Origin of the sequence: Leifsonia poae (assembly GCF_027921845.1) — a bacterium.
Taxonomy (GTDB): Bacteria; Actinomycetota; Actinomycetes; order Actinomycetales; family Microbacteriaceae; genus Leifsonia; species Leifsonia poae.
This window is the reverse complement of record NZ_BSEN01000001.1, coordinates 110,948-129,540: the sequence shown is the minus strand read 5'-3', so window position 1 is coordinate 129,540 and position 18,593 is coordinate 110,948. Positions and strand designations below refer to the sequence as shown.

The following is an 18,593-nucleotide window of genomic DNA, read 5'->3' as shown; positions in this document are numbered from 1 at the left end:
CGTCGATGACCGCGGGCATCACGACGACGAGCGCCGGCGCGGGAAGGGGTCCGTCCCCTCTCCGCCGGCGCCGTCGGCGTCTGCTCATCGGCTTCGCCGTCGCCGCCGTCGCGCTGCTGGTCGTGTGCGTGCTGAGCCTGATGGTGGGCTCGCGCGCGATCGACCCTGCGGCCGTGCTGAACGCGCTGCTGCACTACGACAAGAGCGACGAGCTCTCGCTGATCGTGGTCGACAGCCGACTCTCGCGCACGCTCCTCGGGCTGTTCGCCGGGCTGGCGCTCGGCCTCGCCGGCACCGTCATGCAGGGGCTGTCGCGCAACCCGCTGGCCGACCCCGGCATCCTGGGCGTCAACTTCGGCGCGTCGCTGGCAGTCGTGGTCGCGATCTCGGTGTTCGGGATCACGACCACGTCGGGCTACGTGTGGTTCGCCTTCGCCGGCGCCGGGTTGGCGGCTGTGGTGGTGTACGCGGTCGCATCGGTCGGGCGCGAGGGCGCGACGCCGATCAAGCTCGCGCTCGCGGGAGCCGCGGTGTCGGCGGCCCTCGGATCGCTGATCACGGCGGTGCTCCTGACCAGTCAGGTCTCCCTGGACGCCCTGCGCTTCTGGCAGGTCGGCTCGCTCGCCGGCCGTGGTTTCGACGTGCTCTGGCAGGTGCTGCCGACGATCGCGCTCGGCACGGTGGTCGCGCTCGCACTCGGGCGGTCGCTCAACGGGCTGGCGCTCGGCGACGATGTCGCCCGCGGTCTCGGGCAGCGCGTCGGCCTGTCGAGGGCGGCGTGCGCGGTGGCGATCGTGCTGCTCTGCGGCTCGGCCACGGCGGCGGTCGGCCCGATCGCCTTCGTCGGCCTCGTGGTGCCGCACGTCGCGCGCTACGTGGTGGGCGGCGACTACCGCTGGGTGCTCGCCTTCTCCGCCGTCTTCGCACCCACCCTGCTGATCGCCTGCGACGTGATCGGGCGGGTGGTCGCGTACCCGGGTGAGCTGCAGGTGGGCGTGGTGACAGCGCTGGTGGGGGCGCCCGTCTTCATCGCGCTGGTGCGACGGCGCAAGCTGGTGAGCCTGTGAGCGCCGCCCCACCGGTGGCGTCGTCCGCCACTGTGGATTCCTCGGCCGTGGCCTCCGACCGCCGTGCCCGCACGTCGCGGAGCGTCCGGGTGGCCGTGGTGCTCTCGGCGATCATCCTGGTGGTCGCCGCCGTCTCGCTCAGCCTGGGCGCCGCCGCGGTCGCACCCGCTGACATCCTGGCGGCACTGGTCGGCCGCGCCGACCGCCTCACGCAATTCGTCATCCTCGACCTGCGCCTGCCGCGGCTCATCGCCGCCGTGCTGGTCGGGGGATGCCTCGGGCTGTCGGGCGCCCTGTTCCAGTCGCTGCTGCGCAACCCGCTGGCGAGTCCCGACATCATCGGGATCACATCGAGCGCGAGTGCCACCGGCGCGCTCGCCCTGGTGTGGTTCGGCCTCACCGGATTGGCGCTCTCCGGCATCGTGGTGGCCGGCACGCTGATCGCCGCGCTGCTCATCTACCTGCTGGCCTGGCGCGGTGGCATCGGAGGCGCCCGCTTCGTGCTGATCGGGATCGGGTTCGCGGCCGTGTGCGGCGGCCTCGTCTCGTACGTGCTCACCACGTCGGACCTGCGAGACGTGCAGCAGGCGCTCGTCTGGATCACGGGCAGCCTCAACAACGTGGACCCGACCGCGCTGGCCGTGCTCGCCGGCAGTGCGGTTGTGCTCGTGCCGTGCGCCCTGCTGCTCGGCCGCCCGCTCGCCGCGCTCGGTCTCGGCGATGACACGGCCGCAGCGATCGGCGTGCGCACCGAGCGCAGCCGCGTCCTGATCGTGATCGTGGCGGTCGCGCTCGCCGCCGTCGCTGTGTCGGTCGCCGGGCCGATCGCGTTCGTGGCCTTCGTCGCCGCGCCGATCGCGCGCCGCCTGGTCGGGCGCGGATCGCTCGCGCTCGTCTCGTCGGCGCTCGTGGGGGCGCTCGTGCTGATCGTCTCCGACATCGTCGCGCAGTTCGCCATCCCGGGCGTCGTGTTCCCGGTCGGCGTGGTGACCGGCATCGTGGGCGCGCCGTACCTGCTGTGGCTCCTGACCAGGACCAACCGAATCGGCCGGGGAGGCTGACCGTGACAACGACCCATCGACTGGCTGCGCGCGACCTGACGCTCGCCTATGAGGGGCGGGTGGTGGTCGACGGGCTCGACCTCGACATCCCGCCAGGGCGGGTGACCGCGATCGTGGGGCCGAACGCCTGTGGCAAGTCCACCCTGCTGCGCGGGCTGTCGCGACTGCTGACCCCCGCCTCCGGAACTGTGCTGCTCGACGGCGCCGACATCCACTCGCTGCCCACCAAGACGGTCGCCACCCGGCTCGGCCTGCTGCCTCAGACGCCGACGGCTCCCGACGGGATCACCGTGGCCGACCTGGTCGGTCGCGGACGCTACCCGCACCAGGGCTGGTTCCGGCGCTGGACGGCGGAGGACGATCGGGCGGTCGCGGAGGCCATGCTGTCGACGGGTGTCACCGAGCTGGCGGACCGGGCCATCGACGAGCTCTCGGGCGGCCAGCGCCAGCGGGTCTGGATCGCGATGGCGCTGGCGCAGCAGACGGGCATCCTGCTGCTCGACGAGCCGACGACTTTCCTCGACATCAGCCACCAGATCGATGTGCTCGACCTGCTGCTCGACCTCAACGCCGCCCGCGGCGCCACGGTGGTGATGGTGCTGCACGATCTAAACCTGGCGGCGCGCTACGCCGACCACCTGATCGCCATGCGCTCCGGAGCGATCGTCGCCTCCGGCGAGCCGGGCGACGTGGTGACGGCGGAGCTCGTACGCGACGTGTTCGGCGTCGAGTCGGTGATCGTGCCGGATCCGGTGACCGCCACACCGCTCGTCGTCCCGCTGGGGCGCCACCACACGCTCGGCTGACCCGGCGGCCGCTCAGTACAGGGGATGGCCGGCAACGCGACCACTCGGTGGGTACCTCTCCACCATTCGGGTGAGAGCAGAAACCGCACTCCTGGCGTGATGCGACCGCGCCGTCGGCCTGTGTCTGGCAGCGATTCCGCGCCGCGGTCGGGCGGATGCGACTCATGCCAGGTCCAGCGGGACACCACCGAGGCCCAGGCGAACCCGGCCTTCAGGGTGGCAACACGCCTAGTTTACGACCGTGCCGGACCAACCGATACGGTCGATCCCGCTCATCTGAGCAGGCGGCCGAAGAACCCCCGGATGGCGTCCGCGGTGGGCTCGGGATGCTCCGCGCCGGCGAAATGGCCGCCGGCCTCCGCCACCACGAATTCGCGCAGGTCGTCGGCCGCGCGTTCGGCGAGCGAGCGCGGGAAGCCGCGGAATCCGGGCTCCCGGCTCAGGTAGACGCCGACCGGCGCGACGATCGGCGGCCTCGGCCGGTTGTGCTCATAGTCGAAGTACTGCTGGAAGGACGTGCCGATGGACTCCGTCGCCCAGTAGAGCGTGGCGAGCACGAGCAGCTGCTCGCGGGCGATCACGTGTTCGAGATCGCCGTCGACCCAGTCGTGCCACTTGTCGACGATCCAGGCGAGGAGCCCGGCGGGGGAGTCGTTGAGGGCGGCCGCGATCGTGTCCGGACGGCTGAGCATGATCTCGCTGTAGCCCCCGTCGGCGCGGTCGTACTCCTCGAGGGCGGCGAGGTAGGCGCGTTCGTCATCGGAGTGCGGGGTCTCGTCGGCGGGGAACGGGGCGTTCAGCAACTGGATGCCCAGCAGATGCTCCGCCCGGTCGACGCCCAGCCAGGTCGCCGCGCCGCCGCCGATGTCGCCGCCGAACGCGCCGTAGCGGTCGTAGCCGAGCACGCCCGACATCAGCTCGTGCAGGTCGTCCGCGATCGCCTGCCGGGTGAGCGGCCGGTCGGGCAGCTCGGAGTACAGGAAGCCGGGGAGCGACGGGATGACGACGTCGAAGGCGATCCGTGCATCCGAACCGTACGAGGCGGGGTTGGCGAGGCGGTCGCCGAGCGCGAGGTACTCAGTGAAGGCGCTCGGCCAGCCGTGCAGGAGCAGCAGCGGAACACGCTGCCCGGCCGACCCTGCCGCGGGGATGCGCACGAAGTGCATGCGGTGGCCGTTCACGTCGGCGAGGAACTGGTCGTACTGGTTGAGGCGCTCCTCGTGCGCACGCCAGTCGAGGTGCGCCCAGTCGTCGACGAGCGAGCGGAGAACGGCCGGATCGATGCCGCCCGACCATGGCGCCGCGCCGATCGAGGGGAGGAACCGGGTGCGCTGCAGGCGACCCCGCAGGTCGTCGAGCACCTCATCGGGCACGTGGACGCGGAAGGGTTCGATAGCCATCCGTCCCACTGTAGTTGTGCATGGAAGAATCGATCCATGGCTTCCCCGATCACACCGCCCCGCGGTATGCGCGACTTCCTCCCCGCCGACAAAGCGCGACGCGAGCACGCCCTCGGCGTGATCCGGCGCACCTTCTCGGCGCACGGCTTCGACGAGATCGAGACGCCGGTCGTCGAAGACGTCGCACGCCTGCACTCCGGGCTCGGCGGGGACAACGAGAAGCTCGCGTTCAGTGTGCTCAAGCGCGGCCTGGATGCCGACGACCTCACCGCCGCGATCGACTCGGGCGACCTCCTGAGCCTCACCGACCTGGGGCTGCGCTTCGACCTCACGGTGCCGCTCGCGCGGTTCTACGCGACGCACCGCGCGGAGCTCCCTCCCGTGTTCCGGGCCATCCAGATCGCCCCGGTGTGGCGGGCGGAGCGGCCGCAGAAGGGCCGGTACCGCCAGTTCGTGCAGTGCGACATCGACATCATCGGCGAAGCGTCGCAGCTGGCCGAGGTCGAGCTGATCACGGCGACCGCCGCCGCCCTGGATGCGCTGGGCCTGAAGGACTGCACGATCCGCATCAACGACCGCCGCATCCTGAACGGACTGCTCGAGTACTGCGGGTTCGCAGCGTCGCGCTGGCCGCAGGTGCTCATCTCGATCGACAAGCTCGACAAGATCGGCGCGGCCGGGGTCGTCGGCGAACTGAGCGCGGACGGCGCCGACTCGGCGGCCGTGCTGGGCGGCATCCTGGAGCAGCTCGAGCCGCACCTCGCCGACGGCGGCGTCGCGCTCACCGTCGAGGCGATCACCTCGATCCTGCCCGACGGCATCGACACCGACGCGATCGCCGCCCTCGAGGGTCTTGCGCACGCGCTCGACACGCTTCCCTCCGGTGTGACACTGCGATTCGACCCGACGCTGGTGCGCGGCATGGGCTACTACACGGGCACGATCTTCGAGATCGCCCACCCCGGCTCCGGCAGCTCGGTGGGCGGCGGCGGGCGCTACGACGGGATGATCGGACGCTTCCTCGGCAGCGAGGTCCCCGCGGCGGGCTTCTCGATCGGCTTCGAGCGCGTCGTCGACCTCGTCGAGCTGCCGACCGGCGGCGCGGAGGATGCGATCGTGCTCGTCTACGACGCGGCTGTGCCGCTCGACCGGCTGCTGGCCGTGAAGAGCGAGCTCATCGCATCCGGGCGCCGGGTGCGCCTCGAGAAGCGCACGAAGAACCTCAAGGCGCTGCTCGATCGGGCCGGTGCATCCGGCTTCGGTTCCTTCGCCTTCGTCACGGCGGAGACCGGCGACGCCGCCTCGCTCGACGTGAAGGCCATCGGATGACGCGCATCGACTGGTCGGACGGCCACTGGACGAACGAGCCCGAGAACGTCGAGAGCGACGGCGACGCCCTGCTCGTGACCGCGCGGGAGAGCAGCGACGCGTGGCGCACGACCGCCTACGGGTTCGTGCACGACACCGAGCACGCGCTCCTCGCGCCGTTGCCGGCCGGCACCGCCATGGAGGTCACCTTCACGGGCGCGTTCACCGGGGAGTTCGATCAGGCCGGGATCTTCGTGCGCGTCGATGACGAGACGTGGACGAAGGCCGGCGTCGAGTACGCCGACGGGGCGCTCCAGCTCGGTGCGGTCGTCACCGACAGGATGTCGGACTGGTCGGTCGCGCCCGTCGCCGAGTGGGCCGGTCATCGGATCACGGTGCGGGCCAGCCGAGCAGGCGACGCCGTGACCATCCGCGCGCGGGTCGACGACGAGCCCTTCCGCCTCGTGCGGCTCGCCCCGCTCGACCCCCACGTAGAGGTCGAGGCGGGCCCGCTCATCTGCGGCCCGACCCGCCCTGGTCTCACGGTGCGGTTCGAGTCGTGGACGACCGGGCCGTCCGACGCGGCTCTCCACTGATCAGTAGACTGACCAGCGGATCACCGCAGATTTCCACCCCACCCCACATGTGAAACACAAGGAGTTAGTTGTGGCTCAAATCGAAGCTGTAGGCGCACGCGAGATTCTCGACTCGCGCGGAAACCCGACCGTCGAGGTCGAGGTACTTCTCGACGACGGCACGGTCAGCCGTGCCGCTGTTCCGTCCGGTGCGTCCACCGGCGCGTTCGAGGCCTACGAGCTTCGCGACGGCGACAAGGACCGCTACCAGGGCAAGGGCGTACAGAAGGCCGTCGACGCCGTGCTCGACGAGATCGGCCCGGCCATCGAGGGCTTCGAGGCCGCCGACCAGCGTCTGGTCGACGCCGCCATGATCGAGCTCGACGGCACCGACAACAAGAAGCGCCTCGGCGCCAACGCCATCCTCGGCGTGAGCCTCGCCGTCGCCAAGGCCGCGGCCGACTCGGCCGACCTGCCCCTCTTCCGCTACCTCGGCGGCCCGAACGCGCACACGCTCCCGGTTCCGATGATGAACATCATCAACGGTGGAGCGCACGCCGACACCGGCGTCGACATCCAGGAGTTCATGGTGCTGCCGGTCGGCGCCGAGACGTTCTCCGAGGCCCTCCGCTGGGGCGTGGAGACCTACCACTCGCTCAAGTCGCTGCTCAAGCAGCGCGGTCTGAGCACCGGCCTCGGCGACGAGGGCGGCTTCGCTCCCGAGCTCGAGAACAACCGTGCTGCCCTCGACTTCATCTCGGAGGCCATCCAGAACGCCGGCTTCACCGTGGGAACCGACATCGCCCTCGGCCTCGACGTGGCATCGACCGAGTTCTTCGAGAACGGCGTGTACCGCTTCGAGGGCCAGGACCGCACCGCGGCCGAGATGTCGGCCTACTACGCCGACCTCGCCGCCAACTACCCGCTGGTCTCGATCGAGGACCCGCTGGCGGAGGACGACTGGGAGGGCTGGGCCCACCTCAACGCCGAGCTCGGCTCCAAGCTGCAGCTCGTTGGAGACGACCTGTTCGTCACGAACCCCAAGCGCCTCGCTCAGGGCATCGCCGCAAAGGCCGCGAACAGCATCCTGGTCAAGGTCAACCAGATCGGCACCCTGACCGAGACGCTCGACGCCGTGTCGCTGGCGCAGCGCAACGGCATGACCGCCGTGCTCTCGCACCGCTCCGGCGAGACCGAGGACACCACCATCGCCGACCTGGCCGTCGCCACCGACGCCGGCCAGATCAAGACCGGTGCCCCGGCCCGCTCCGAGCGCGTCGCCAAGTACAACCAGCTGCTCCGCATCGAGGAGGAGCTGGGCGAGGCCGCCGTCTACGCCGGCCGCAGCGCGTTCCCGCGCTTCACGGCGTAACGCCACCGCACCACCCCGTAAGGCCCCCGGATGCTCGTCCGGGGGCCTTCGTCGTGCGCCGGCCCTTGACCACCGGGCGCCGGCCGTCATTTGCCACTCGTGGTGGTCATCCGGGCGTGTTGACCACCACAAGTGGCAAACGACGGCGGGCGGTCGAGCACGGGAACGGACAGTGTGCGCGTACGCGGGCGCGGGGCATCCCGGAGGTTCCCGGGTGCGTGACGTAGCATGAATCGTGGCCTCCACCCGGCCGCACCGCTCCCGTCCGCGACACACCCAGGAGGCTCCGTGGCCACGCCCCGCTCCCGTCGCGTACCGGTGAAGATGGAGAGCACCACGGAGACCGGAAGATGGCTCCGGGGCATCCACTTCTCGGGTTTCTCGCTGGTGATGATGGGGCTGCTCATCCTGGCCGTCGTGATTCTCGCGCCGACGCTGCAGGGCTACGTGCAGCAGCGCCAGCAGATCGCGGACCAGCAGCAGGCCGTCGACCAGCTGACGGCGCAGGTGAACACGCTCAAGAGCGAGCGGGCGCGCTGGAACGACCCCAGCTACATCCGTGCGCAGGCCCGCGACCGGCTCTACTACGTGATGCCCGGTGAGGTCAGCTACCTCGTGATCGACGACCGCAAGCCGGCGGCGAAAAAGCCGGACGCTCCAGTCAGCTCGAAGCTGCAGAAGACCGAGAGCGACTGGCTCGACTCCCTGTTCGGCTCGTTCATGGGCGCAGGGCTCAGCACGGCCAGCCCCGCTCAGCTCTCCGGAACACCGGCCCCCACTCCGACACCCACCCCGACCCCTGGCGGCAAGCAATGACCACCCCACCGTTCGATCCTGTGACCGATGAGGACATCGCCATCGTCTCCGCGCAGCTGGGCCGCCCGGCGCGCAACGTCGTCGGCATCGCCGCGCGCTGCGTCTGCGGCAACCCGACGGTCGTCTCGACCGCCCCGCGGCTCGACGACGGCACGCCGTTCCCGACGTTCTACTACCTGACGCACCCGGCCGCCACGGCCGCGCTCTCGCAGCTCGAGGCGACCCAGGTGATGAACGAGTACAACGAGCTCCTCGAGACCGACGACGCGGTGCGTTCGCAGTACGCGGCCGCTCACGAGGCGTACCTCGCCGACCGCGAGAGCATCGCGCTGGTCGAGGAGATCCACGGCATCTCGGCCGGCGGCATGCCCGTGCGGGTGAAGTGCCTGCACGCGCTCGGCGCTCACGCTCTCGCGGCGGGTCCCGGCGTCAACCCGATCGGCGACCTGGCGCTGGAACGCGCCGACTGGTCGCCCGAGGTCTGCGAATGCGTGGACGTCACCGCCGGATGAACCGTCTCGGCCGTGGTGGAGCCGCTTTCGTCGCAGGGATCGTCCTCGCCCTGCTGGCGCCGTCCGTCGCGCACGCCGACCAGGTGCGCGACCTCGAGTACTGGCTGAACGACTACGGATTCTCTCAGGCGTGGAAGACCACGCAGGGTGCCGGTGTGAAGGTCGCGGTGATCGACACGGGCGTCGACGGCACCGTGCCCGACCTCAAGGGCGCGATCGTCGGCGGCACGGATGTGTCGGGTGTGGGCGCCGCGAACGGTCAGAAGCCGCTCGGCGACGGCGACGCGGCCAACCACGGCACGTGGGTGGGTTCGCTGCTCGCCGGACGCGGCACAGGACCGGGCAGCGGCGTGCTCGGTGCCGCACCCCGGGCGTCGATCCTCACCGCCTCGGTGGCGCTCGGCGAGGCATCCGGATCGATCAGCAGCGACGACCAGATCGCCAACGCCGTGCGATGGGCCGTCGACAACGGCGCCGAGGTGATCAACATGTCGCTCACGCGCAACACCCTCGATTGGCCGACCTCGTGGGACGACGCGTTCGAGTACGCGTTCCAGCACGACGTGGTGATCGTCGCGGCGGCGGGCAACCGTGGCAGCGGCACGACCGAGGTCGGCGCGCCGGCGACGATCCCCGGCGTGCTCACGGTGGCCGGCGTCGACCGTCAGGGCAAGGCCAGTTTCGACGCGTCGTCCCAGGGCATCACCATCGGAGTCTCGGCGCCCAGCGAACAGCTGGTGGGGGCGAACCCCGGCGGCGGGTACGTGCAGTGGGCGGGCACGAGCGGCGCTGCGCCCCTCGTGTCCGGCGCCGTCGCACTCGTGCGGGCCGCGCATCCGGAGCTCAAGGCGGCCGACGTGATCGAGCGGATCATCAAGACAGCCAAGCCCGTTCCCGGCCCGGTGCCGAGCCCGATCTACGGCTTCGGGCTGCTGGATGCCCAGGCCGCGGTCACCGCCACGGTGCCGCACGTCTCGGCGAACCCGATGGGCGACCTCTCGGAATGGATCAAGATCCACCGTCGCGCAGAGACGCCGACGACCCCGGCCCCCGGCAGTGCGCCGGTCACCACCAGCACCCCGCAATCGCTCGCACCGGAGCGTTCGGTGCGGATGGATCAGCTTCTCTGGCCGCAATGGAGCGCCCTCACCACCTTCTGGCTGCCGTTCAGCCTGATCGCCGGATTCACCGCTCTCGCCGCCCTCGGCGGGGTCGGCGCATGGCGGCATTTCAGGCGGACGCCCAGCAAGGAGTAGATTAACCGCATACTTTCGTGTTGAGGAGACCGTTCACTGTGCCCAAAATCCTGATCGTCGGCGGCGGATACGCCGGTTTTTACACCGCGTGGAAGCTCGAGAAGCAGCTGCGCAAGGGTGAAGCAGAGGTCACCATGGTTGACCCGCTGCCGTACATGACCTACCAGCCGTTCCTTCCTGAGGTCGCAGCCGGGTCGATCGAGCCGCGTCACGCGGTCGTCGCCCACCGTCGCCACCTCACCAAGACGAACATCATCTCGGCCAAGGTCACCTACATCGACCACGCCAAGAAGACCGCCACCATCGAGCCTCTCGTCGGTGAGTCGTACGAGTTCGAGTACGACATCGTCGTGGTCACCGCCGGCGCCGTGTCGCGCACGTTCCCGATCCCGGGCGTCGCCGACCAGGCCCTCGGCCTCAAGACCATCGAAGAGGCGGTGGCGATCCGCGACAAGGTCCTCACCAACTTCGACAAGGCGGCCAAGCTGCCGGCCGGCCCCGAGCGCGACCGTCTGCTGACCTTCGTGGTCGTCGGCGGCGGCTTCGCCGGAATCGAGATCTTCGCCGAGCTCCGCTCGTTCGCGAGCGCGCTGCTCAAGAACTACCCGGAGATCTCTTTCGAGGACACGCACTTCCACCTCATCGAGGCGATGGGCCGCATCATGCCCGAGGTCTCGCTGCCGACGAGCCACTGGGTGATCAAGAACCTCGCCCAGCGCGGCGCGGAGATCCACCTCGACACCCAGCTGTCGAGCGCGGTCGACGGCGTCATCGAGCTCTCGACCGGCGAGTCGTTCGAGACCGACCTCATCGTCTGGACCGCCGGTGTCATGGCGAACCCGACGATCGTCCGTCACACCGACCTCCCCATCGAGGAGCGCGGCCGTCTGCGCGTCCGCGCCGACCTCCGCGTCGGTACCGACGAGGAGATCGTCAAGGACGCCTGGGGCGCCGGCGATGTCTCGGCCGTCCCCGACCTGACCGGCGGCGGCGTCGGCGGCTACTGCGTACCGAACGCCCAGCACGCCGTTCGCCAGGGCAAGCTGCTCGCGAAGAACATCATCGCGGACCTCCGCGGCGAGCTGCCCCGTCAGTACTTCCACAAGAACCTGGGTGCGGTCGCCGGTCTCGGCGTCGGCGTCGGCGTCTTCCAGTCGGGCAAGCTGGCCATCAAGGGCCTCCCGGCCTGGTGGGCGCACCGCGGCTACCACGGTCTCGCGATGCCGAGTTGGGAGCGCAAGTGGCGCGTCGTCGGCGACTGGATCGGTGGCTTCTTCCTCGGCCGCGACATCGTCTCGCTGAGCGCCGTGCAGGCCCCGCGCGCGGTCTTCGAGGAGTTCGCGTCGCGTCCGAAGCCGCCTGCGGTCGAGTCGGCCCCGGCCGTCGAGGCGCCCAAGAAGGCTCCGGCCCGCAAGACTGCGGCCAAGAAGGAGACCGTCGAGGTCCCCGCCAAGTAAGGCAGAGCGCTCTGCGGAGGCCCGGTACGACACACGTCGTGCCGGGCCTTCGTCGTTGACGGGTGCTGGCCGCCGCCGCTCAGTCGAACTTGGGCAGCACGTGCACGGGGATCGCGATCGAGAGCGCGACGCACACGATGCCCGCGAAGAAGACCGCAGCCTGCCAGGCCGGAAGAGTGGTCGCGATGCCGAACAGCAGCAGCCCGCCGAGGAACAGAGCGAAACAGACGATGACGCCGATCACGGTACTCATGCGGTACCTCCTTGGTGTGATCTCCGGCGCGAACGCCGTGGTGACCACGGTTGCGATCGCGGGTGGCGATCACCCTCAACGCTAGAACGCTTGGCGCGCACGTCAAGAGGCGTACCGTGTGCCGCTGAGGCGTTTCCGTGTGGAGGCGCCGGAGGAGATGCAGGATGGCTGTCAGCGGGATGCCCGGCGAGTACGCGCCTGGCGACGTGGTCGCAGTGGTGGGCGCGACAGGGAAGCAGGGCTCGGCGACGGCTCGGGAGTTGCTTGCGAGCGGTGCTCGGGTGCGAGCGCTCACGCGTGACGTCTCCTCCGACGCTGCGCTCGCCCTCGCCGCAGGCGGCGCCGAGCTCACCGCAATGGACCTGGATGACGCCGGCAGCATCGCCGCCGCCTTCTCGGGCGCCTCCCGCGTCTTCGCGATGGCCACGATGGCGGACGGCGGCCCCGAGAAGGAGACGCGACACGGGGTCGCCATCGCGGAGGCCGCGGCGGAGGCGGGGGTCGGCTACCTCGTCTACAGCTCGGTCGGCGGAGCGGAGCGTCACACCCACATCCCGCACTTCGAGAGCAAGCGGCGCGTCGAGGAGAGGATCGAGAGCCTCGGCATCCCGGCCACCGTGGTGCGCCCCGTGTTCTTCATGGACAATCTGCTCGGCACGCAGCCGGAGGACGGTGAGATCGTGGTGCGGCTGCCGGTGCCGGACGGCATCCCGATCCAGATGGTCGCCGTGCGCGACGTCGGACGGGTGTCCGCGAATCTCCTGCTCGCACCTCGGCTCGTCGGCGGGGCCGTCGAGATCGCCGGTGACGAGAAGACCGGATCGGAGATCGCCGGGGCCTTCGCCCGCCGGTCGGGCCTGCCTGCTCGGTACGTCGCCCTCCCGACGGACGGATTACCCGACGATCCGAAGCGCATGTTCGAGTGGTTCGCCCGGCTCCCCGCGTACCAGGCGGATTTCGAGATGACGCGCTCGCTCGATCCCGAGGTGCTCGATCTCGACGCGTGGCTGGCCGGGAGCTGGCCGGTCGACCGCTGAGACACCTGTTCCCAGCGCGCGTGCGCGACACCCGGCCGGCGCCCCGGTTCGAGCAGGGGCGCGATGGATGACATGCTGGGACAAGAACAACCGACCGCGACGGACGATGGGGGAGACGTGGGACTGTTCTCGAGGGGGAAGAAGACTGTCCAGCCACCGGCGCCGCCGGCGGAGCAGAAGCTCGTGCGCAACGAGCCGCTGCAGGCCGCGTTGCAGGCGTGGAGCACGGCGAAGGATGCGCGACGTTTCGCGGGCGTGCTGCGGCAGTGCGCCACCGGTGAGCTGCTGCTCGACGGCACAGGCTCGACGCTCGCCGATCCCGCACGTGGCTTCCAGCAGGGCGACACGCTCGCCATCGGCTACCGCACCGACGAGCACGGCCGGCGGCTGCTGCTCGCGTTCACTTCCAACGAGCGGCTCGCCGACTACCACGAGGGCGCCGCAGTCCTCTCGTTCGCCCAGCCGGCGGCGTCGACGCTCGCTCAGGCAGCGGAGGAGCCGTACGACGGCATCGCCATCGATCCCGGGTCGGACGGACTGTGCATCGCGTACGCCGACGAGATCCGTCGCCACCTCACCGACGAGCCGGCGCTCAACGAGGAGCTGAAGGCCGCACTCGTCACCCGCACGTTGCCGTGGGACGACCTCCTCGACGTCATCGGCCGCACGCGCACGGTGTTCATCGCGACGCAGGAGGCGCGGGACGAGTCCGGAGCGATCACCGGGATCTCAGTGCCGACGGTCGACGGCAAAAACGGCGAGACCTATGCGATCGCTTTCACGTCGCCGGCCGAGGTGTGGGCGTGGGCGCCTCCGTTCGACGCGCATCCGACGGGATTCTCGAACATCGCCAGAGCCGCTCTCGAGGACGGGACCGACGGTGTCGTGCTGAATCCGGCCGGGCAGTCGGTGCTGATCGCGCCCGATGAGCTGGCGCGGTTTGCTCGCTGAGCACGTCCACAGCCCGTACCCAGCCGACTGTCGCCATTCGTTAACCTGCGGGGGATGGCGTCGCTGAGCGACGAGAGGCAGAGTGGGAAGCGGCGCCGACCGGCGACGAGCTATGACATGGAGGAGAAGCATGGGTACTGTGACGACTGCTGACGGCACGGAGATCTTCTACAAGGATTGGGGCACCGGTCAGCCGATCGTGTTCAGCCACGGCTGGCCCCTCTCGGCCGACGACTGGGACACGCAGATGCTGTTCTTCCTCAGCCACGGCTACCGCGTTGTGGCCGCCGACCGGCGTGGACACGGCCGCTCGACGCAGACCAGCGACGGCCACGACATGGACCACTACGCCGCGGACCTGCGCGCCGTGGTCGAGCACCTCGACCTGACGGACGCCATCCACGTCGGCCACTCGACCGGTGGCGGCGAGGTCGCCCACTACATCGCCACCTACGGCGAAGACCGGGTGGCCCGCGCCGTTCTGATCAGCTCGGTCCCGCCGATCATGGTGCAGACCGAGAACAACCCGGGCGGACTGCCCAAGAGCGTGTTCGACGACCTGCAGGCGCAGCTGGCGCACAACCGGTCCGAGTTCTACCGGGCGCTGCCGTCCGGCCCGTTCTACGGATTCAACCGTCCCGGCGCCGAATCGTCGGAGGCCATCATCGAGAACTGGTGGCGCCAGGGGATGATGGGCGGCGCGAAGGCGCACTACGACGGGATCGTCGCGTTCTCCCAGACCGACTTCACGGAGGACCTGAAGAAGATCTCGGTGCCGGTGCTGGTGATGCACGGCGACGACGACCAGATCGTGCCGTACGCCGACTCCGGGGCGCTCTCGGTGAAGCTGGTGCAGAACGGCACGCTCAAGACCTACGCCGGGTTCCCGCACGGCATGCCGACCACGCAGGCCGACACGATCAACGCCGACCTGCTCGAGTGGCTGCAGTCCTGAGCGGGCGCACGCCCTGACATCCGGATGGTCACCCGAGCCCGCGCGACGGCGAGCGCACGGCCTGCAGGTCGTACGCCCAGGCGTTGACGCGGATCGGGTGGCCCTTCGGATACTCGAAGTCCTCTTCGCCGTGGTGCACGAAGCCCGCGGAGCGGCAGAGCGCGTTCGAGGCGGCGTTGTCGACGCGCGGAAACGCGAGGATGAGCGCGCGGTCGCCGTGCTCCGCCGCGTGACGCAGTACCGCGGCGAGCGCGCGTGAGGCGACGCCGCGACCCTGGAACGGCTCCGTCACACCCCAGCCCGTCTCGTAAACGTCGCCGTCGTGCCAGGTCGCCGGCCAGTAGCCGATCGTGCCCACCGCATCCGGTTCGCCTGCGAGGCGGATGGTGAACATCGCGGAGTCGCCGGTCTCCCAGCCGTGCCGGTAGCGCTCGTTGCGTTCGACCAGCTTCTCGGCCGTCTCCGGGCCGCCGAGGAACGCTGTCATCCGCGGGGTGTTCGTGCGCTGCAGCACGGGGAGATCGTCGGCGGTCCACGGCTGGAGGGAGACTTCGTCGCTCATGCGCCGCAGACTACGCCGGGCCCCCGACGCCGCAGTCTCGCGGATCGGCCAGACTGGAGCGGTGACGAACACTCTTCGATCGATGTCCGAGGTGGCGGCCGGGGTGCATTTCGTCGAGGGCCCCGCCTCGAACTGGGTCGTGCTCATCGGTGTGGACGACGTCGCGCTGATCGACTCCGGCTATCCGAAGGACCTGCCGCTCGTCGTCGAGTCCATCCAGCGTGCCGGCGGCCGCGTCGACGACCTGACGACCATCGCCGTGACGCACGGCCACAGCGACCACATCGGGTCGGCGGCAGCCCTCGTCGACCGCACGGGAGCCCGCGTGCTGGGCTCGACGGACGAACTGCCGAACATCCGGCGCACGGAGCTGCACCAGATCGGGGTCGGCGACATCCTGCCCGTGTTGTGGAAGCCGCTGATCGCGCGCTGGACCGTGCATGCCGTGCGCGCAGGCGGCCTCGGCGACGTCGGCGTCGCGTCGGCCGCCGGGTTGCCGGCGTCGGAGGCCGGGCCGGACGCGCTGCGGCTCGCCGGGCACCGGGTGCTCCCGGTGCTCGTTCCCGGGCACACCCCGGGCCACACCGCGTACCTGCTGCCGGATGCACGTGCCCTGGTCACGGGAGACGCCGTGATCTCCGGGCATCCGACCACGCGTGAGCTCGGGCCGCAACTGCTCGCGCCGATGTGGCATAGCGACCCGGCGCTGGCCGAGCGGTCGTTGGCGGCGCTGGCGGAGCTGTCCGCCGATACCGTGCTCCCCGGTCACGGCCCCCTGCTGCGGATCACGCCGCCAGTGCTCGTCGAGAGCGCGCTGCGTCGCGACGGAGACTGACCCCGGCCATCCGGTCGGAGGGATGGCTTATCGTCGGATTGTGAACAGGACGGATCGCCTCTACGCGCTCGTGGAGGAGCTGCGCGCGGTGGCGCCCCGCCCGCTGAGCGCCCGGCGCCTCGCCGAGCGGTTCGAGGTCAGCGTGCGAACGGTCGAGCGCGACATCAGCGCGCTGCAGCAGTCGGGCACCCCGATCTGGGCGGAGCCCGGGCGCACCGGCGGATACTGCCTCGACAGAGAGCGCACGCTACCTCCGGTGAACTTCACGCCGACCGAGGCGGTGGCGATGGCGGTCGCCCTCGACCGGATGGCGGGCACGCCGTTCCAGGCGGCGGCGCAGACAGCGCTCCGCAAGCTGGTCGCGGCGATGCAGAGTGGCGACGCTTCGGCCGCCCGTGAGCTCGCAGCACGCGTGCACCTGCTCGGCGACGGTGCGACGGCCGCTTCGGTGCCGCCGCTGATCGCCGACGCCCTGTCGGCCGGCCGGGTGCTGCGCATCCGCTACCGGGATGCCGGCGGCGCGGTCACCATGCGGGACATCGAGCCGCTCGGGTACATCGGCAAGACGCACGACTGGTACCTCGTGGCCTGGTGCCGGCTGCGAGAGGGCGTTCGTGCGTTCCGCACCGACCGGATCGTCTCCAGCGTCGTGACGGCGGAGGTGCCGGAGCCGCGCGAACTGAGCGCCGACGAGCTGGACATCCCGTACGGCGACCTCCGGCAACTGTCGTTGACCTGACCGGCGCCAGGATCGCGTGTAAACACCGACAGGGGGCTGTCGCGGAGACGCGGGAGGCTGAACTGCCGGGATGGTCCCGGCGGAACGGAATCCCCTCATGAACCTCGTATCGCTCCGCATCATCACCGACGACGTCACCCGGCTCGCCGACTTCTACGCCCGCCTCATCGGCGCGACGGTCGCGCGCCTCACCGAGCACTTCGCCGAGGTCCGCACGCCGTCGGCGACGCTCGCCATCGGCAGCACGGCGACGGTCGGGCTGTTCGGCGTCGGATCGGCGCGACCGGCGGACAACCATTCGGCGATCATCGAGTTCCTGGTCGACGATGTCGATGCTGAGTACGCGCGGCTCGCGGCGTGGGTCGACGAGTTCGTTGCCGCACCGACCACGATGCCGTGGGGGAACCGCTCACTGCTGCTGCGCGATCCGGACGGCAACCTCGTCAACCTGTTCGCGCCGGTGACCCCGGATGCGATCGAGAAGTTCGCGCGATTCGAGCGGTGACCCTGGCCGGCGCCGTCAGGCGATCAGTGCGCCGATGACGCCGAGCGCGACCATGACGAACACCAGCAGGTCGGTCCAGGTCGCCACGGTCTCTTCGGTGTTCTTGCCCTGCTTCGCGATGTGCCGGAATCCGGCCATGCCGAGGTAGATCGCCCCGGGTACCGCGCCCAGGATGCCCCAGCCGGGCACGAACGGAGCCACCAGCCCCACCAACCCCATGCTGAGGTTCGCGAAGGCGAGCTCGTGGACGACCAGCTCGGCGGCGTGATCCTCGATCCCGAGAATGCCTTTCGTGGTGCGCGCGGGGTTGGTGAGCTGGCTGATGCCGACGACGGTGAGGCGCGTCCCGACACCCCAGAACGCCCACCACAGGCCGAGCACGACGAGAGGGCTCCCTCCCGCCACCGCGAGGTGGATGATGCCCGAGACCAGGGGCAGCACGAGCGTCTGCAGCAGCACCAAAAGGATGTACACGCGCGACCTCCTCTTCGCTCTCGCCGCGACCGTACTCAGGCCGTGTGACGCTTCGCGGACGCGACGACGACGCCGGCGAGCAGAGCGATGACGCCGAGGAGGGCGACGGTCGCGCCGATCCAGAGACCCGCGTAGTCAGGCGCCACAGCGAGCTCGATGCCGCCGCCGGCGGCCTGGGTGTACTGCCGGTAGACACCGACCGGAAGCGTCGGGATGGCCGAGTTGAACAGGGTTACGCGGTCGGCGGGTGCCTTCGCGACGGACTCCACGAGGCCGCCCACGATCATGGCGATCGCGCCGCCGACGATCAGCAGCAGGGCCAACGGTCGCCAACGGCGCACGGAGGCGGTCGTTGTCGCGATCGGCGCTTCGCCCCGGTGAGCATCGGTCATGCTGAGACATTAGCGCCAGCAGCCGCTCTGACGCTCGTTTTCGACGTCGAAGAGGGAGCGGGACGGTGAGCGGCGAGGTATCCGCGTACGTGCCCCCAGTGGGATTCGAACCCACACTCGGGCGATTTTAAGTCGCCTGCCTCTGCCAGTTGGGCTATGGGGGCCCGGGCTCAATGCTATCGAGCGACACGCGAAGGCCCGCGACACGCGAAGGCCCGCGACACGCGAAGGCCCGCGACACGCGAAGGCCCGCGACACGC

General features: G+C 70.2%; 21 protein-coding genes and 1 tRNA gene. 16 read left to right on the top strand and 6 right to left on the bottom strand.

What is annotated here, in order from left to right; genetic code table 11:
- Positions 1–5 precede the first annotated feature (5 nt).
- The 3 genes from PKE84_RS00660 to PKE84_RS00650 are packed head-to-tail and all read left to right on the top strand — an operon-like array spanning position 6 to position 2,934.
- Entirely contained in the window at positions 6–1,067 is a 1,062-nt protein-coding gene (locus PKE84_RS00660; RefSeq protein ID WP_271175268.1) for a FecCD family ABC transporter permease, read from the top strand.
- Positions 1,064–2,128, top strand: coding sequence for a FecCD family ABC transporter permease (locus tag PKE84_RS00655; RefSeq protein ID WP_271175267.1), 1,065 nt, complete (start codon positions 1,064–1,066; stop codon positions 2,126–2,128). The genes PKE84_RS00660 and PKE84_RS00655 overlap by 4 nt, the downstream gene beginning before the upstream one ends.
- Before the next feature lie 2 nt (positions 2,129–2,130).
- Complete coding sequence (locus tag PKE84_RS00650) at positions 2,131–2,934, top strand: ABC transporter ATP-binding protein (RefSeq protein WP_271175266.1); 804 nt, start codon at positions 2,131–2,133, stop codon at positions 2,932–2,934.
- A 272-nt stretch (positions 2,935–3,206) separates the two neighbouring features.
- Here PKE84_RS00650 and PKE84_RS00645 read toward each other — a convergent pair whose 3' ends face one another.
- The gene (locus PKE84_RS00645) at positions 3,207–4,334 is read right to left on the bottom strand and encodes an epoxide hydrolase family protein (RefSeq protein ID WP_271175265.1); all 1,128 of its coding nucleotides are present in this window, start codon (positions 4,332–4,334) and stop codon (positions 3,207–3,209) included.
- Between the two features lie 36 nt (positions 4,335–4,370).
- Here PKE84_RS00645 and hisS point away from each other — a divergent pair, with 36 nt between their 5' ends.
- The 7 genes from hisS to PKE84_RS00610 all read left to right on the top strand — a co-directional run bounded on the left by hisS (position 4,371) and on the right by PKE84_RS00610 (position 11,630).
- Positions 4,371–5,663 (top strand): histidine--tRNA ligase, encoded by a 1,293-nt coding sequence (gene hisS / locus PKE84_RS00640; RefSeq protein ID WP_271175264.1) that lies wholly within the window; start codon positions 4,371–4,373, stop codon positions 5,661–5,663.
- A complete protein-coding gene (locus tag PKE84_RS00635) occupies positions 5,660–6,238 on the top strand; it encodes a DUF1349 domain-containing protein (protein ID WP_271175263.1) in 579 nt (192 codons plus the stop codon). The genes hisS and PKE84_RS00635 overlap by 4 nt, the downstream gene beginning before the upstream one ends.
- A 70-nt stretch (positions 6,239–6,308) precedes the next feature.
- Complete coding sequence (gene eno / locus PKE84_RS00630; protein ID WP_271175262.1) at positions 6,309–7,589, top strand: phosphopyruvate hydratase; 1,281 nt, start codon at positions 6,309–6,311, stop codon at positions 7,587–7,589.
- A 288-nt stretch (positions 7,590–7,877) separates the two neighbouring features.
- Positions 7,878–8,405 carry an FtsB family cell division protein gene (locus PKE84_RS00625; protein WP_271175261.1) on the top strand — a complete coding sequence of 176 codons (528 nt, stop codon included), beginning with the start codon at positions 7,878–7,880 and terminating at the stop codon, positions 8,403–8,405.
- The gene (locus tag PKE84_RS00620) at positions 8,402–8,917 is read left to right on the top strand and encodes a DUF501 domain-containing protein (RefSeq protein ID WP_271175260.1); all 516 of its coding nucleotides are present in this window, start codon (positions 8,402–8,404) and stop codon (positions 8,915–8,917) included. Before PKE84_RS00625 ends, PKE84_RS00620 begins: the two co-directional genes overlap by 4 nt.
- On the top strand, positions 8,893–10,173 hold the full coding sequence (locus PKE84_RS00615; protein WP_271175259.1) for a S8 family serine peptidase: 1,281 nt from the start codon (positions 8,893–8,895) through the stop codon (positions 10,171–10,173). Before PKE84_RS00620 ends, PKE84_RS00615 begins: the two co-directional genes overlap by 25 nt.
- 38 nt (positions 10,174–10,211) lie before the next feature.
- Positions 10,212–11,630 (top strand): NAD(P)/FAD-dependent oxidoreductase, encoded by a 1,419-nt coding sequence (locus PKE84_RS00610; protein WP_271175258.1) that lies wholly within the window; start codon positions 10,212–10,214, stop codon positions 11,628–11,630.
- Positions 11,631–11,709: 79 nt separating this feature from the next.
- Here the strand turns inward: PKE84_RS00610 and PKE84_RS00605 are convergent, their stop codons facing one another.
- The gene (locus PKE84_RS00605) at positions 11,710–11,883 is read right to left on the bottom strand and encodes a hypothetical protein (RefSeq protein ID WP_271175257.1); all 174 of its coding nucleotides are present in this window, start codon (positions 11,881–11,883) and stop codon (positions 11,710–11,712) included.
- 164 nt (positions 11,884–12,047) lie between these two features.
- On the opposite strand from PKE84_RS00605, the gene PKE84_RS00600 reads away from it, so the two are divergent.
- The 3 genes from PKE84_RS00600 (at position 12,048) to PKE84_RS00590 (ending at position 14,826) form a co-directional block, all read left to right on the top strand.
- Positions 12,048–12,920: an NmrA/HSCARG family protein gene (locus PKE84_RS00600; RefSeq protein WP_271175256.1), complete on the top strand. Its 873-nt coding sequence runs from the start codon at positions 12,048–12,050 to the stop codon at positions 12,918–12,920.
- 63 nt (positions 12,921–12,983) lie between these two features.
- Complete coding sequence (locus PKE84_RS00595) at positions 12,984–13,871, top strand: SseB family protein (RefSeq protein WP_271175255.1); 888 nt, start codon at positions 12,984–12,986, stop codon at positions 13,869–13,871.
- Between the two features lie 130 nt (positions 13,872–14,001).
- The gene (locus PKE84_RS00590) at positions 14,002–14,826 is read left to right on the top strand and encodes an alpha/beta fold hydrolase (protein WP_271175254.1); all 825 of its coding nucleotides are present in this window, start codon (positions 14,002–14,004) and stop codon (positions 14,824–14,826) included.
- 28 nt (positions 14,827–14,854) lie between these two features.
- On the opposite strand, the gene PKE84_RS00585 is transcribed toward PKE84_RS00590, so the two are convergent.
- Positions 14,855–15,388 (bottom strand): GNAT family N-acetyltransferase, encoded by a 534-nt coding sequence (locus PKE84_RS00585; protein ID WP_271175253.1) that lies wholly within the window; start codon positions 15,386–15,388, stop codon positions 14,855–14,857.
- A 61-nt stretch (positions 15,389–15,449) separates the two neighbouring features.
- On the opposite strand from PKE84_RS00585, the gene PKE84_RS00580 reads away from it, so the two are divergent.
- The 3 genes from PKE84_RS00580 (at position 15,450) to PKE84_RS00570 (ending at position 17,467) form a co-directional block, all read left to right on the top strand.
- Positions 15,450–16,223, top strand: coding sequence for an MBL fold metallo-hydrolase (locus tag PKE84_RS00580; protein ID WP_271175252.1), 774 nt, complete (start codon positions 15,450–15,452; stop codon positions 16,221–16,223).
- A gap of 40 nt (positions 16,224–16,263) precedes the next feature.
- Positions 16,264–16,962: a helix-turn-helix transcriptional regulator gene (locus tag PKE84_RS00575; protein WP_271175251.1), complete on the top strand. Its 699-nt coding sequence runs from the start codon at positions 16,264–16,266 to the stop codon at positions 16,960–16,962.
- A gap of 97 nt (positions 16,963–17,059) precedes the next feature.
- The gene (locus tag PKE84_RS00570) at positions 17,060–17,467 is read left to right on the top strand and encodes a VOC family protein (protein ID WP_271175250.1); all 408 of its coding nucleotides are present in this window, start codon (positions 17,060–17,062) and stop codon (positions 17,465–17,467) included.
- Between the two features lie 15 nt (positions 17,468–17,482).
- Here the strand turns inward: PKE84_RS00570 and PKE84_RS00565 are convergent, their stop codons facing one another.
- From PKE84_RS00565 to PKE84_RS00555, 3 genes are all read right to left on the bottom strand, one after another.
- Positions 17,483–17,941: a hypothetical protein gene (locus PKE84_RS00565; RefSeq protein ID WP_271175249.1), complete on the bottom strand. Its 459-nt coding sequence runs from the start codon at positions 17,939–17,941 to the stop codon at positions 17,483–17,485.
- A gap of 35 nt (positions 17,942–17,976) precedes the next feature.
- Positions 17,977–18,333, bottom strand: coding sequence for a hypothetical protein (locus tag PKE84_RS00560; RefSeq protein ID WP_271175248.1), 357 nt, complete (start codon positions 18,331–18,333; stop codon positions 17,977–17,979).
- 90 nt (positions 18,334–18,423) lie between these two features.
- A tRNA-Leu gene (locus PKE84_RS00555) sits at positions 18,424–18,497 on the bottom strand.
- Between the last annotated feature and the right edge of the window lie 96 nt (positions 18,498–18,593).